General features: G+C 58.0%; 11 protein-coding genes and 1 pseudogene. 4 read left to right on the top strand and 8 right to left on the bottom strand.

Features of this window, described 5'->3' with window-relative positions; translation table 11 throughout:
• Positions 1-203 precede the first annotated feature (203 nt).
• Positions 204-2,042 (bottom strand): putative bifunctional diguanylate cyclase/phosphodiesterase, encoded by a 1,839-nt coding sequence (locus ACI3KW_RS00195; protein ID WP_404846400.1) that lies wholly within the window; start codon positions 2,040-2,042, stop codon positions 204-206.
• 454 nt (positions 2,043-2,496) lie between these two features.
• Between ACI3KW_RS00195 and ACI3KW_RS00190 the strand changes: the two genes are divergently transcribed.
• Positions 2,497-3,414: an HD-GYP domain-containing protein gene (locus tag ACI3KW_RS00190; RefSeq protein ID WP_404846399.1), complete on the top strand. Its 918-nt coding sequence runs from the start codon at positions 2,497-2,499 to the stop codon at positions 3,412-3,414.
• A gap of 201 nt (positions 3,415-3,615) precedes the next feature.
• Here the strand turns inward: ACI3KW_RS00190 and rsgA are convergent, their stop codons facing one another.
• Together rsgA and ACI3KW_RS00180 are read right to left on the bottom strand one after the other, a co-directional pair.
• A complete protein-coding gene (rsgA, locus tag ACI3KW_RS00185; RefSeq protein ID WP_262165395.1) occupies positions 3,616-4,569 on the bottom strand; it encodes a ribosome small subunit-dependent GTPase A in 954 nt (317 codons plus the stop codon).
• A gap of 437 nt (positions 4,570-5,006) precedes the next feature.
• A complete protein-coding gene (locus ACI3KW_RS00180) occupies positions 5,007-6,023 on the bottom strand; it encodes an HWE histidine kinase domain-containing protein (RefSeq protein ID WP_404846398.1) in 1,017 nt (338 codons plus the stop codon).
• Positions 6,024-7,313: 1,290 nt separating this feature from the next.
• On the opposite strand from ACI3KW_RS00180, the gene ACI3KW_RS00175 reads away from it, so the two are divergent.
• Together ACI3KW_RS00175 and ACI3KW_RS00170 are read left to right on the top strand one after the other, a co-directional pair.
• Positions 7,314-7,730, top strand: coding sequence for a hypothetical protein (locus tag ACI3KW_RS00175; protein WP_404846397.1), 417 nt, complete (start codon positions 7,314-7,316; stop codon positions 7,728-7,730).
• 257 nt (positions 7,731-7,987) lie between these two features.
• Positions 7,988-8,446, top strand: a complete 459-nt coding sequence (locus ACI3KW_RS00170; protein WP_404846396.1) for a hypothetical protein — start codon at positions 7,988-7,990, stop codon at positions 8,444-8,446.
• Between the two features lie 105 nt (positions 8,447-8,551).
• On the opposite strand, the gene ACI3KW_RS00165 is transcribed toward ACI3KW_RS00170, so the two are convergent.
• Positions 8,552-9,289, bottom strand: coding sequence for a hypothetical protein (locus tag ACI3KW_RS00165; protein WP_404846395.1), 738 nt, complete (start codon positions 9,287-9,289; stop codon positions 8,552-8,554).
• Between the two features lie 460 nt (positions 9,290-9,749).
• Positions 9,750-10,400: a TetR/AcrR family transcriptional regulator gene (locus ACI3KW_RS00160; protein WP_404846394.1), complete on the bottom strand. Its 651-nt coding sequence runs from the start codon at positions 10,398-10,400 to the stop codon at positions 9,750-9,752.
• An 88-nt stretch (positions 10,401-10,488) separates the two neighbouring features.
• On the opposite strand from ACI3KW_RS00160, the gene ACI3KW_RS00155 reads away from it, so the two are divergent.
• Positions 10,489-10,959: a DUF1772 domain-containing protein gene (locus ACI3KW_RS00155; protein WP_404846393.1), complete on the top strand. Its 471-nt coding sequence runs from the start codon at positions 10,489-10,491 to the stop codon at positions 10,957-10,959.
• A 198-nt stretch (positions 10,960-11,157) separates the two neighbouring features.
• Here ACI3KW_RS00155 and ACI3KW_RS00150 read toward each other — a convergent pair.
• From ACI3KW_RS00150 to ACI3KW_RS00140, 3 genes and pseudogenes are all read right to left on the bottom strand, one after another.
• A pseudogene (locus tag ACI3KW_RS00150) lies at positions 11,158-11,750 on the bottom strand (DUF6088 family protein).
• A 224-nt stretch (positions 11,751-11,974) separates the two neighbouring features.
• On the bottom strand, positions 11,975-12,424 hold the full coding sequence (locus tag ACI3KW_RS00145) for a GNAT family N-acetyltransferase (protein ID WP_404846392.1): 450 nt from the start codon (positions 12,422-12,424) through the stop codon (positions 11,975-11,977).
• A gap of 342 nt (positions 12,425-12,766) precedes the next feature.
• Positions 12,767-13,342, bottom strand: a complete 576-nt coding sequence (locus ACI3KW_RS00140) for a dihydrofolate reductase family protein (protein ID WP_404846391.1) — start codon at positions 13,340-13,342, stop codon at positions 12,767-12,769.
• Positions 13,343-13,600: the final 258 nt, after the last annotated feature.

Here is a 13,600-nt window from a genome sequence, read left to right as displayed (position 1 = left end):
ATGGCTGTCGAAGCGGAACAGCTTCAAGCCCCTCGAAGCATAGTGGTAAAACCCATTGAACCCAAAGCCGGCGCGGTATTTTGTTGCGACGCGACACAGAATTTGGTCACGCGGTAGGTCCAGTCAGCTCAACTCTGAACTCGAAGGACACCTCTCGAGATTCTGGGAAATCGGGACTTGCCAGGCTACTACCTATGCCTGCGCTAGTGGACGACGCGCTGCCGGTATGTCTCCAACTGGACCATTTTGCCTGTTGAGGTCGATGGCTGCTGGGCAAATCGAAGGAGCAATTCGGTCGTGGCATCGCGCCCCGCTGCCTTAGAGAAATTGTGGCCTTGGCCCAGTGTGCAGCCCAATGCACGAAGGTGACGCACCTGATCGGGCGTCTCCACTCCCTCCGCGACAACTCGGATACCCAGATCTCCCGCTATGCCGAGAACGCCCTTTATGATCGCGGCGCCTCCCCCTCCCTCGGCGATTCCATCGACAAAGGACTTATCGATTTTGATGATGTCGATGGGCACACTGAGCAGATGAGTCAGAGACGCAAAGCCGGTACCAAAATCGTCCAACGCTACTAAAAGACCTTTTGACCGCAATGCACAAATTTCGTCAGCGATGGCTGTATAGCGCTGCCCAAGGTAAACGGACTCTGTGACCTCCAAAATGATGTGGTTGAGAGGCACGTTCACGCCGCCGAAGGTTGTCGTCAGACGATCCCCCAGATCACCTCTGTGAAAGTCGCTCGATGAAACATTGATGCCGACATGTTGGACTGGGATGCCAAGGTCGAGCCAATGGCGCAGGTCCCTTGCGACATTACTCATCATCGTCTGTGTAATGCGCGACCCCAGCCGCACGTCTGTGGTCGCGTCGTGAAAGTCTCCCGCTGGCACGACACTACCGGAGTGCGTCCTCATCCGACACAACGCCTCCAGACCTACGATCTCGCTGGTGTCGAGGCGCACTATGGGCTGATAGAAGGTTTCGATCCTTCCTTCATCGAGAGCGACTCCGACATTGTGGATGGCCTCAAATCGATGGGATATCGCGGTTTTTAGGGCTGGGGTGTGTAAGACGAACCGGCCTCTCCCGTTGTCCTTGGCATGGTAGAGCGCGAAATCGGCCTCGTGCCGCATAAGCTCACAATCTCGATCAATTCCAAGGACTGCTCCCCCGATCGTCACCGAAGGCATGACGGAGTGACCGTCGCACAGGGCTGCCTCTGAAACCGCTGCCATGATTTTCTTTGCCAAGGCGGCGACGTCATTGTGTTCGACCAGGACGGCGAACTCGTCTCCGCTCAGCCGAAATGAGCGATGCGGCATGGCGGTCGCAGCGATTCTGGAAGCCACAATTTGAATGAGAGCGTCGCCTGCACGATGGCCAAAGGTGTCATTGAACGCTTTGAGGTTATCGATATCGAAGAGGAGCAGCCCCCGTGGACCCTCTTGCCTACTCGCTTCTTCCAACAAACTAAGTTCGAATTTTGCGCGGTTAGGAAGGCCGGTCAGGGCGTCGGAATACGCCATTCGTTCACGTTCAAGGACACGTTCATGGCGCTCGATAGCGATGGTACAAAGATGGGCACAGGTGGCAACGATCGCCTCCTCGAATTCATTGGGGCCGCGATGAACGCGGTAATAGAATGCAAACGTGCCGATGACCCGACCTTCGCTATTGAAGATAGGACTCGACCAGCAGGCCTTTATTCCAAGCGGTACGGCCGAGGCCCGGAACGCCGCCCAAAGTGGATCTGTCTCTATATCGGTCACAGTGACGGAGGCGCCTCGATAGGCGGCTGTGCCGCACGACCCAACGGCCGGCCCGATCGCGAGGCCCTCAAACGCGTCCGAATAACTCTGCGGCAGAGCAGGGCAAGATAGCGGATGCAGAAAGCCCCCCCTATCCACGGCAAGCACAGAGCAAACTGTACCAGGAGCGATAGCCTCGACCTCGGTGCAAAGACGGTCAGTGGTTGCCTTGAGCGCTTCACCTTTTGCGACCATCTCTAGAATTACATTCTGTAGACGCAAGAGCATTGGCGCATGTCCCTAGGGCGAGTCATCTAGATAGGCCTTTAGACTGAGCGGCTTATGTTCAAGCTTGGTACAATTTTAGTAAGTTTGGCTGTTGTGCCAGCGGGGACTGTACGACTTCGCGAGCTGTAGCCGCGGATTTATGAACCGTTCACGCTACCGGCGGATCTCGCTCTCTATTGCTTCGGACAGAGTTACCCTTGGAGCAACTGACCGGCATCCGATTTCAGACCCGAGCGCTTTCTACATAATGACAGCCAAAGCACAGATCCCAGGACGTTGGCCGACCTGGCCAATAACTGGACCTACCGATCGATTTTTACTAATTTCCGATCGCCCTGACCGCAGCGCCGACCTCGCTGACATATTGACCCTTGCCGGCGCGGTGACTCAAATCTCGCCTCTAGAGCTAAGTGGCCGGACCGATCACTACTTTCGCATGATCGTTGACGTCGACTTGACCGACATCGACACCGTTCTCGGACTACGGCGCCAGTTTGAAGCTCCCGCCGCACACCACGCGCCTCGCTATTTTGTCATTGGCGCGGATCGCCACCATGGCGGCACACAGGCCAGAGCCCTTGGCGCTAGCATGACCTTGTTCCGCCCGTTCGCCCCTGAAGATTTGCTGGGTGACATCAGCGCCGATTGTGCAGCCAGCTTTAGCGTCGAGCTGGCTCAGATCGATGACGTGGTCTGTGCCGGGGTCGATGCGGCCCACCGAGTGTTCCTGAAGATATTTGAAGGCCTGAAAGCCGGCCAAGGTCTTTCGCTCGAAGATGTCCTGGAACAGGAGGAGGTTATTTCGAACGCGCTATACAAGGGCGGGCTGCAGCGGTGGCTTGAGGTCGTTAGTCTGCACCACAACAGCACCTATAGGCACTGCTTGTCGGTCACGGGCTTCGCCGTGGCGTTTGCTCAACACTTAGGATTCAGCTCACGTGACCAACGTCGTCTCGCCCGGGCCGCTTTGCTCCATGACCTTGGCAAAGCATGTATACCACTGAGCATCCTCGATAAGCCGGGACGGCTGACGGAGCCAGAGATGGCGGAAATGCAGCGCCACTGCAAACTCGGATATGATTTGCTACTTCAACAGGGCGGATTTCCCAGCGAGTCCCTAGACGTCGTCCTACACCATCATGAATTGCTCGACGGAAGCGGCTATCCAGACCGGCTGTCCAACACGCAAATTAGCGACGTGGTCCGCATGGTGACGATTGCGGATATCTATTCGGCTCTTATCGAGAGGCGGTCATATCGCGCTGGCATGGACCGACACGAAGCCTTTTTGGTCCTGGAGAGCATGGGCGGAAAGCTGGATCGGGATTTACTCAGAGCATTCCGCGGAGTCGCGCTAGGAGCCGCGACCTAGGAAATGCTCGTTCTGATCTCATGCTGCCTTTCGAGCACGCAAAGCGCATTTGCCAAAAGCGAGCGAACCAGGCGTCGCCATGCTTGTGTTGGGAGGGCGTGGCGCTAGCTGCCGTCTCGGGTCGCAGGCAGGACATTGATGCTAGTCAAGATGCAGGCCCATTGAGCCGGATGGTGGTCGAAGTGCAAATGCACGGCGAGCTCAAGCGCGACTTTCAGTGTGAAGCTTTCGCCAGCGGGTGAGACGGTCCGGATCAAGCGTGCCGGACGCTACTGCCGCCCGGACCGCGCAGCCTGGTTCGTGGTCATGAGTGCAATTGCGGAACTTGCAGGAGGGGGCAAGTTCGGTGATCTCGGCGAATAGCACATCCAAACCTTGCCCCAAGTCCTTCATGTGCAAACTTCTGACGCCGGGAGTATCGATCACCCAACCGCCACCGGCCATGGCGTGAAGCGACCGGGCGGTGGTTGTGTGACGGCCCTTTGAATCGCTTGGGCGGACACTTCCTGTCTGTTGGGGAAGCTGGGATCCACTGGCTACCAAATTATTGACAAGGGTCGACTTGCCGACGCCAGATGAGCCGACAATGGCTATGGTCGATCCCGGACCACACCAAGGCCGCAGGGCCGTTACCGCATCAGCCGAGCGGGCGTTAATTGTTACTACGGCCAATCCGCGCTGCAATGTGGCAGCTTGGCGCGCAAAATCTTGCGCGTCATCGGCGACATCGGCTTTGGTCAGAACGATGACGGGATTCGTTCCGGCGTCATTGGCGAACGCGAGATAGCGTTCGAGCCGCGCCAAATTAAAGTCCGCGTTACAGGAAGCGACGATAAAGAGCGTGTCGACGTTAGCGGCAACAAGCTGGGTTGGCCTTTTACCCTCTCCTGGACGCTGTAAAAGCGTCCTTCTGTCCAGGCGGCGATGCAGTGCCTTGGTATGGGGATTGACCAGCACCCAATCGCCAACCGCAAAGTGAGCAGTATCGGCGCGCGCAGGCAGTTCGATTTCGAACTGCTCGGCGTCCATGAGGCCCGTCAGCCGCCCGCGATGGACCGCATCAATGCGCAACCGCCAAAGTTCTGCTTCGCTGTCTGCAAGCTGACACTCGAAAAAGCTGTCCCAGCCGAGTTGCTCGTCAGCGAGGCGAACCATCACGGTTTCCTACCGTAGATCAACGTCTGGAGACCCTTGCCGGCGACCACTAGGACTTGCCCGCTGTCGGGGCTGGAACGTCACTCTGGCTTTCCGTCGTTGGTTTCAACTTGGCCTCTGCACGCTCACTGCTCTTCAGTTTTTTGAGCCGTTCACGTTCTTTTCGTTCAAAGTCATAGTTCGGTTGGCGAGCCATGGTGGCACTTTCTAAAAGGATAGTAGCTGGTCTTTCCCTGACCAAAACACAAGTGTTCCTACTGTGAGTTGGGAATGTGGCTATTGTCCAAGCCGCTTGAGCGCCTTTTGTTCGGCGTGCGGCTCTTTTCCGGTGGCAATAGCGGTCAATCTAGCGCGCGCAATCACTCGACCGATGCGACCGGAGGCGTAAACGACACCTTTGTCGACGGCCGTTCGAGGCGCCCCAAGAGATCGGTGATTCAGTCCGTCAAAATTTGGCCGGTCAGGAGGTATTCCATGCCTGTAATCCTCAGATCGATACTCGCTTGACCCCGAAAATAGGCTGGCGCGATCCTGGTGAGAAGTTGGGATCCAAATCCGGTCCTGGAGGCTTCCCTCAAGCCGCTTAGGCCGCCCTCCTTCCAACGGAAGGAAAACTGCCTTTGTTCGCTTATACTCCAGCTGATGTTGAGATGGCCGTCGGCCGAACTCAGTGCTCCGTATTTCGCAGCATTCGTGGCCAATTCGTAGATAATCAGCGAGAATGGGATCACCTGAGTTGAAGGCAGATTAACGAGCGGTCCGGAAAGCCCGATCCGATCCCAGTCCAGACGATAGGGTGCTAAGCCGGTTCGGATGAGCTGCGACAACTCCGAACCCTGTCCGATGTCCGTCACCATGTCCTGCGCTTTACCAAGCGCAGCCAACCGATTTCCTATCGATTCTCTGGCCTCGTCCAGCGTGCGGGCATGCCTCAGGGTAGAGTTGACGACGGCCCCCGTGACAGCCATGACGTTTTTGATCCGGTGTGCCAGCTCCTTGTGAAGAACGGCCTCGGTTTGGCGCGCTACCACCCCCTGTGTGGTCTCGATAACGGTGTCCATCATGCCCATAACTTGGCCGTCGTCACCGCGGATCGGGCTATAGCAAAAGGTGAAGTACGCCTGCTCGGGAGCGCTGCTCCGCTCGATGATTAGGGGGAAGTCTTCGATAAACGTAGATTTTCCTGCAAATGCATCTTGAGCTATCGGCCCAATGATATCCCAGGCCTCACTCCACACCTGCGAGAATGGCCGGCCAACGGCGCTTGGTTTCTCACCAAGGATTGGCAGAAAGGCATCGTTGTGGATCGTGATGAGATCCGGTCCCCAAGCGATCGCTTTAGGAAAATCAGACTCCAGCATAAGGTTTACAACGGTGCGAAGGGGGCTTGGCCAGTTCGTGATCGGTCCCAGGGGAGTGCTCGACCAATCGAAGGTCCGAACGATCTCGGCCATGGGCTTAGTCGAGGCCGGAAATTTGGAACTGTTATCTGACAATTACGCGCTCTCTAGCCATACCTGTTTACCTGTCTCCCACCCAGATCCCAATCACGCAAGCCTGATACGACCATGACTTAGCGTTCGCTGCTTTAGAGGCTCGGGATACCACCCCGGAAGCCAATCGTAGCTAAGATCAGCATGAAATGGCTCCCCGGGGAATTGTCCCTTCTGGCGCCAGGCATTGGCAACGGGCCTATTCGTACGAGTTTAGTTCTTGGGCCGACATCCCTACGCGCGCGGCTAGGCCCCCGCCCCTGTCCGTCGCGGTCAGCAGTTGGCGCTCGGTCAGTGATGTTGATTGACATGTCTCTGTCCAAACGTTGCGACCTTGGACAGATTGGTGCCTAAATCGGCAGCTTGCTGTAGAGCGTAGTGACCTTCTCTACACCCGAACTACTCGTGTGCTTCACTCGTGCGCGCAGCCGAGTCACATCGCCGATCGTATGTAGATCCTCATTGAGCACCTTCATGGCTGCGGCTTGAGGGCTAGTAGCGACCACCTTGCACATGTCAGACTGTTGGGGTCGGCCTTCTGGGTCGGTATTATAGGACTCGACAGTATATTCGCGTTCAGACGCTGTGCTCATGGGTGCTCCTCATGCCACCGTAGCACGGTTGATCGACAGCACCACGAGATGTGCACCTCCTATGGCTGCAGCGCTGGTGAGCGTGAGCACCTTCCCCCGCTCCTGCAGAAGCCACTATGCATACGAGAGCGCGATCATGACCGAGAGGTGTCGCGATGCGCCGGTTTCGGTTCCACCCCCCAGCACCCAGGAAAAATACCACATACTCGCCTCCTAATAGGCGCGTTGGGGTTCTTTTCGAGGCTTTCGGTGCTCACCGTGCCACGCATCACACGGCACATCCCGCCAGTGTAGGAGAAGGATGATAGGCAGGAAGCGTCGATGCGCGCGACCACTGTTTTTGCGTGAACAGGTAGGGCAAAATTGCTGTGTGCGGCACCCAGCCGGCCGGTCTTGATGGTTGCGAGAACCACCCGATCGCATTGACACTCAGGCAGTCCGCCATAGCGATTTATCCAGAAGTCTGGTTTCTTCGGAGGTGGTTTAGATCGGAGAACAATTATGCCCACGTGCGATAGAGACGGCACAGATTTCGGAACCCGTTTTGGATTTAGGTTTCCGCATCACGTGCGGTCAGACTTCTTTCACTCGGCGCTTATTGCGATCCTAGTCGTGGCGACCGCTGTGGTAGCCTGCAACGTGTCGCCTGCAACCGCAGATGAGTGGACCACCACCCAAAGCGGTGGAAGTACAATCGAGGTTCCACAATTCTTTATCGACGGACCAATTAGTGCGCTCATATGGGGGCGACAAGGATTTTGGATCTGTTTACGTACCAGATCACCCAATAACGCTTCGACAATACCGCACTGAAAGCGATGCCCGGCCCTACGTCTACCTGACCGAGACAGTCGCAGCCCAGGCAAGAGAGATCACCTACGAAGTCGATAAGGACCATCTTGGCGTTATATCCGGGTTTGCTGACAACCAGATATTCTACGCCGCCTGCCGGCGCGATGAGGCCCAGAACTGGTGCATCGACATTTTCTACGATGCTGCGAGGAAATCTGAGTTCAGCCCTATCGTCGATCGGATCGCACTGTCATTCATCAATGACAAAACCGGCGGATCGTAATAGGCGCCAGTGGCACCGTCCATCGCCGCGTTAGCCATGCACCCAACCCATCCTCCGATCGCGTTTGCGTCCCGACCCATCAGGTCACGCCGCGCAGAGTGACGCGTCGATCGCGTCCTCATCGCATGCGTTCTGGCGACCGAAAATACCGAAGCAAAGGCCACTGGCGGCCGATTTTAGCCATGATTACAAGGGCATTGTCACGGCAGTTTAGACCCGATCCTTCGCCCGATTGCCTCTCTTAAAACAGGTTGATTATGTCTCGTCTGCTTGCAGCCCTTATCACCAGCGTTCTGCTCACCGCGACAGTCCACGCGCAGGAGCCCGTGGGGTTTACGCCCGAAGAGCAGGAGGGCACCTATTTCGGCAGCGGCGAAGGCGGAGAACTCACGGTGGAACTGACACACCGGCGGGACGACGTCTTTGCGGTCAAGATCGACACCGTCGTACCCATGGAGAGTGACTTTCCAGGTTGCGCCGGCGGTATCGAGGGCGAGATGATCCTGGGGCCCACGGGTGGCAATCTCTTAATCGAAAACGAGGATTACAAGCCGGCCTCGGGCAGCCCGATGACCAGCGAGCAATATTGTGAGGTCAAGCTGGTCTTCGACGAGGACGGCTTCCTCAATCTCGAAGAACAACGTGGCTGCCTCGCCTATCACGGCGCTGCGTGCGAATTTACCGGTCAGGTGATGAACTCAAGAGCGGCTGGCTGAGCCACGTTGTTCTTTGGGTATCGTGTGCGAATGAGCAAGGAAGGCTCGTATTTGTAGGTGGTGTCCATGACACCGCCCGGCGCGCTAGTTAAACGCAATCGGACATTAGCGAAACGGGCTAACGTCATACAGCAGGCTCACCCTTTTCCCGCTCTGGTCGATTGCCGTCAGGGCAGTCCAGATTTCGTCGGCCTCGTAACCACCGGCGATATAGGCATCGCCATGTCGTTCGATGATCCGGAATTCGCCTATAGCTGCCACGCAGCTATTGGTATCGAGCGCCAGATCCAGAGCAGCAAATTGCTCATCGGGGACATCGGATTGGCCAATGGAGTCCAACACGGCCATCGACGCTTCGGTCGAGGCGCAAATATAGGCGCCACGCTCGCCTTCGCTCACCGAAACGACCCCGTTCCGCGTACTTTCGGCCAGGAATTGCTGGAATTCAGTGCGCGGATAGGCATCGTATCCTTCCTCATGCAGGATACCGATGACGTCTGTGCCGTCCGCCATCGTGCCGCGATAAAGGATATAAGTTTGGCCGGGCTGCGCTACACGGCGCTCGATCACCCTCTCGATCTCAATCGGACCAACCCGATCCTGCTTATAGAAGCAGTCGTTTAGCTTGAGCCCCTCGAGAAAAATGGTCGTATCGATGGAGTGCTCGCCGGGAGCCAGATAATTGGCTAGAACGTCCTGGCCGCCCGCAACATCTTGGCAGAGCAGAGTGGCGTAATCCTCGGGAATTGCGGGCTCGCCGGGCAACGGCAATGTCTGGGCAAGAACGGGCGCACACATAAGACCCAGTGTCGCCGTGACCATGATCCAACCCGGTATCCGCATGCATAACTCCTTTGAGCAGCGATCCGTACATCGGCAAGACCTGCGGAACATAGCCGCGGGCCCCCGCTGAAGCGCTTTCTGGCATCACCGGTCATGGCGTAGAAGGCTATCGGAACAGCCCCCAGAACGTCAAAACGCCTCGTCCCTTGCTATCGAGTCGGCGCGAAAAGAGGCCAACAAGCCATAAATACAAACGATGGCTTGTCGTAAAGTAGCAATTCCAAGGCTCTGGAAAAATATACTGCTCACAGGGGTTAAGCGTGACCAGTTTCAAAATTATGGATCGAAAGGGACCATGTATGACTCCGATCCATTTCAATGGAAGTTGGCAGCCCACACCCTCGCGGACGCCAACCCCGGACCGGCGCCCATCACCGCCCGGCCTTTCGCACCGCCGATGCTTCCCTGCGTGGAAAGGACCCGCTCCACTCATTCTGCCCAATGGCACATGACCAGCAGGTTAGCTCGGTAATAGCGCATCGACCAACGCATCCGTTAGCCACTCCGCGTAGCTAGCCGCTTGTAATCCCTCAATGTCGGTCATCAGGAGAAACAGCTCAGGGCTGGCCAACCGCCACAGCAGCGCCGTTGCCGTCTCAGCATCCATTCCGTCGCGCAACGGGCCCTTATCCAACAATGCCTTGGCGACAAAAACGAGGTTACGGCGGCGGCCATCGTGGAGGCCTCGGTACAAGGCGGCGAGTTCTGTATCCGTGGCAGCAGCTGTGCGCACCACGGCCATGAGCACCGCCACATTGCCCAGCACGCTCGTAATGTCCTCGGCAAACAGCGCGATCTGCGCTCGCTGGTCTGACGCTGCTGCGATGGCCAGCGGCCCCGCCTGCTCCAGCAGTGGTATGGTCGGTTCCGCCCGCCGCACCGCCCGCTCCAGCACCGCGCGCAACAGCGCCTGCTTGTTGCCGAATACGGCATAGATTGTTTCGGTCGAAACGCCGGCCGCCCGCGCCACGCCAGCAATAGTAGTTCCCTGCCAGCCCATTGCGATGAATTGTTGTTTCGCCGCCGCGATCACCGCTTCGCGCGTTTCCGCCGCCTGGCCGGCGCGGTGCCTCGAGGCATATTTCCGCTTCGGCTTGACAGCTTCTATCATTTCGATACATCACTACTGTATTGAATATATCTTCAGTTTACCCGTGCTGCCGTGAGCCGCAAGGGGTCGCCGTACCACGGGGTTCATGATGTCTGCTGCGCTGCCCACGACCGCCCAGGTGCTTGCTCTACTGCTTGTCGGCCTCGTCACCGGCAGCATGTTCGGCATTTGGCGCGGCTACGACATTACTGCTTATGCACCGACGACCTTCCTCGAGGTGCATCAGGGCTCCGTTCGTGGTCTCAATATCCTTTTGCCGGCCATGGCCGCCGCGGCGCTGGCGCTGGTGGTGGTGCTGGCCGTGTTCGGTCGCAATCGGCCTGCGGTGCTGGGGCTCTATCTGGCGGCCGCGTTGGCGATCGTCGCTGGCGGTATCGTCACCCGCTTTTTCAACCAACCTATCAATGACCAGATCATGGGGTGGACACCGGAGTCGATCCCCACCAATTGGACTGCTTTGCGTGATAGCTGGTGGACTTGGCATCTCGTACGCCTCGCGACCACCCTCGGCGCCGAACTGCTGCTGATCGCCGCCGTGTTTGCCGACCGCGACGCTTAGGCCAGCATTGGTTCTCGTAACAACCCAACCGACGGCTCCATTTTCCACCTGCTGGCGGTCGCGGGAGCTGTTTTGACAGAGGACAATCCCCGAGCGGCACTGTTGTTCGTGATGTTTGCCTCGGCGGGTGTCGCTCTAGGGTGCAGTCCTACTGATCCGAATTCTCGACAACGCCGCGCTCAGAGGTGGAGAAAGGCATCAGCCATGCGCAGCCTTGCCCACGCTGCGTGCCAGCCAAGTCGGAAGCTGCGGCGCTACTGCGACCAGCTCGCTGAAGGCGCCCGGCGGAAGTTTTCGTTTTAAGGTCCGCAGGGCAACCTCAGCTCTCTCCGGCCCAAGCCAAGCCAGAGCGCGCACCGCCTCGCCAGCCGGCCGATGCGCCAGGGCGAGCTGCCAGCGTGGCGCATGACGAAGCTCGACGACCTGCTTGCCGAGGTTCATCTTCCTAGTGCGGCCGGAGGTCAGGTAGACCGACTGGACCGGCACTTGGGTGGTAAGGCCCAAGGTATTGGCCGCAGCAGCACCACTCGGGACGATGGTCTCCCCCGCTGGCTGGCCAGCGCCTCGACAGCCTTTTCCACAGAGGGAGCTCTTGTGCCGAACCGGCTCGTGATTGGCAGGAAATAGACGCCGCGGCCCGCCCGGATCAAATAGCCCCTCTCGCTCAGGCGCGACAGAGCCTGGTCCACCGCGGCGCGGTCGCCGAGGTGGAGCAAGCTTTTAGCGGCAACTGGCGTGCCCTCGGGCAGCCCTTTCGCGTGGGTTAGAATCTGTTCGGTCAAGCGTTGCATGGCCACTCGCTCGGAACCCGTCAGCGGAGACGGTGGCCACTCGAGGTTTCACCGCAGCTATCCAAGCGCTCCGTCTCAGCCATTGGCGCGGTGTCGACGTATCTCAAAAGCGGCCGTTCCGGTGAGAGACCGGCAATGGCGATAACGGTGGATTTCAGACCGACTGCATTTGGGCAACTGCAGTAGATTACTGCCGGACGGTAGCTTCACCGCCCGGCAAATCGTCATGCCATCAGACACAAACGCGCATTTTCGTAGGGATAACCTTCATCGTCCGCCGAGCGCCGAGAAAGCTCCTGAAAGCCGAGCGATCTGTAGAAGCCCATCGCTTGCACGTTCTGAGTGTAGACCTCAAGCGTAAGTTCACCCTTCAAAATCAGGGCGTGCGAGACTAGACGGCTTCCAATTCCCAGCCCTTGCCGATCCGGACAAATAAACAGTCCTCCAATGAAGGTCTCGAGCAAACTGATGAAGCCGGCCGGTTGACCGTTCATCGTTGCGACCCATGTTTCAGCGCTTGGCAGATACTGCTCTTCGATTAGTGCCTGTTGATCCATCAAACGGCGCTCGCCAATAAACGGGTGAGCAAGCAACGAAGCTTCGAGCCAGATCTTCGAAAGTTTATGGGTGTCCGCTGCCTCGAAAGGTCGAATCAAAACGTCCTCGGTATTCATGAGAACTCCGCAGAAAAGATATGCAAAGAGGTTCGGCGACCATCCTGTGGTGCCGGCGATACCGCTATTTGCGGTTGGGATCACAAGCCTCTGCGCATAAATCTCCTTCTGCTGTGGGTCGGCTTTTAGGACGCCGAATACGACTGGTCAACGGCCGCAATGGGGTCGACACCCCCGGACGGCAACGCGCCACATTTCAGCCATTGGCGCGGTGTCGACCGTATCCCCAAAGCGGCCGTTCCGGGGCCGGCAATGGCCATAGCGGGGTGAATTGCTGCCACGCCGGCAATCAGCTGCCGGCAGGCAAGCGCCGGAGCGGGCATTCCATTGCGCGTCGCGTCGTCAATGCAAGGACGGACAATAGACGAACTCCTGGGTACGGCCATCGAGAGTTCGGGTTTCCAGCAGCTCAAGATCGAAGTCCTGGGCGCCCTGGAACAGCGGCTCAGTGCCGGTCTGACCGGTGATTGCGGGGAAGACCGTTACCTGCAGGCGGTCGACGAGACCCGCGGCAAGCAGCGATCGGTTGAGCGACAGGCTGCCGTGTGTTCGTAGCGGAACTGCAGATTCCTGTTTGAAACGGGCAAGTATATCGACGCCATCGCCGGCCTCGACGGTGGCATTCGGCCAATTCAGCGGTGCCTTCAGGGAGTTGGACACGACCGTAGTCGGCAGGTTCACCATGCGATTGACCCATGGATCGAAAACGTCCGAAGCCGCGTCATCTGAGGAGCGCATGCTCGCAAACGCCCTGTAAGTCCTAGCTCCAAGCACCAGACGCTGCTCCTCGCTGTAGAGGGCGAGACGATGGGCAAGCAGCTCGGGACCCTGCTTGCCCCAATAGCCACCCCAGCCGCCGCTCACACTCCCGAAGCCGTCCAGGCTGCAGAATACATCGACGGTCAAAATTGCGGTCATGATAACCTCCTGTCGGGGTCGAGTGCGCGCAGGTTCGACTGGTTTATCGTCCGGCTTCAGAACGACGAGCGAGGCCATGCGAAATAGACATGTTTCGTGAAGAAATCTCCGGGAGGGCACGCAACGTCCCTTTTTTGTCCATGAAGCTCAACCGCCGGAGCGATGCGCCAATGGCTGGGTGGGGTCGACGCAAGCCGCCGGACGGCAACGCGCCCCATTTCGGCCGTTCGAGTACCTCACGGCGACTCCCAAAAACGG

The sequence above is a fragment of the Devosia sp. ZW T5_3 genome, assembly GCF_044987315.1.
In the GTDB taxonomy this organism is placed as follows: domain Bacteria; phylum Pseudomonadota; class Alphaproteobacteria; order Rhizobiales; family Devosiaceae; genus Devosia.
Note: the sequence above shows the minus strand (reverse complement) of the source record. Positions and strands in the feature narration are given on the sequence as shown.

Excerpts from the sequence above, each read along its gene's own strand:
- ACI3KW_RS00195 (WP_404846400.1), bottom strand. The coding sequence starts at position 2,042 with ATGCTCTTGCGTCTACAGAATGTAATTCTAGAGATGGTCGCAAAAGGT.
- rsgA (WP_262165395.1), bottom strand. The coding sequence starts at position 4,569 with ATGGTTCGCCTCGCTGACGAGCAACTCGGCTGGGACAGCTTTTTCGAG.
- ACI3KW_RS00180 (WP_404846398.1), bottom strand. The coding sequence starts at position 6,023 with ATGGCCGAGATCGTTCGGACCTTCGATTGGTCGAGCACTCCCCTGGGA.
- ACI3KW_RS00175 (WP_404846397.1), top strand. The coding sequence starts at position 7,314 with ATGAGTGGACCACCACCCAAAGCGGTGGAAGTACAATCGAGGTTCCAC.
- ACI3KW_RS00170 (WP_404846396.1), top strand. The coding sequence starts at position 7,988 with ATGTCTCGTCTGCTTGCAGCCCTTATCACCAGCGTTCTGCTCACCGCG.
- ACI3KW_RS00165 (WP_404846395.1), bottom strand. The coding sequence starts at position 9,289 with ATGCGGATACCGGGTTGGATCATGGTCACGGCGACACTGGGTCTTATG.
- ACI3KW_RS00160 (WP_404846394.1), bottom strand. The coding sequence starts at position 10,400 with ATGATAGAAGCTGTCAAGCCGAAGCGGAAATATGCCTCGAGGCACCGC.
- ACI3KW_RS00155 (WP_404846393.1), top strand. The coding sequence starts at position 10,489 with ATGTCTGCTGCGCTGCCCACGACCGCCCAGGTGCTTGCTCTACTGCTT.
- ACI3KW_RS00145 (WP_404846392.1), bottom strand. The coding sequence starts at position 12,424 with ATGAATACCGAGGACGTTTTGATTCGACCTTTCGAGGCAGCGGACACC.
- ACI3KW_RS00140 (WP_404846391.1), bottom strand. The coding sequence starts at position 13,342 with ATGACCGCAATTTTGACCGTCGATGTATTCTGCAGCCTGGACGGCTTC.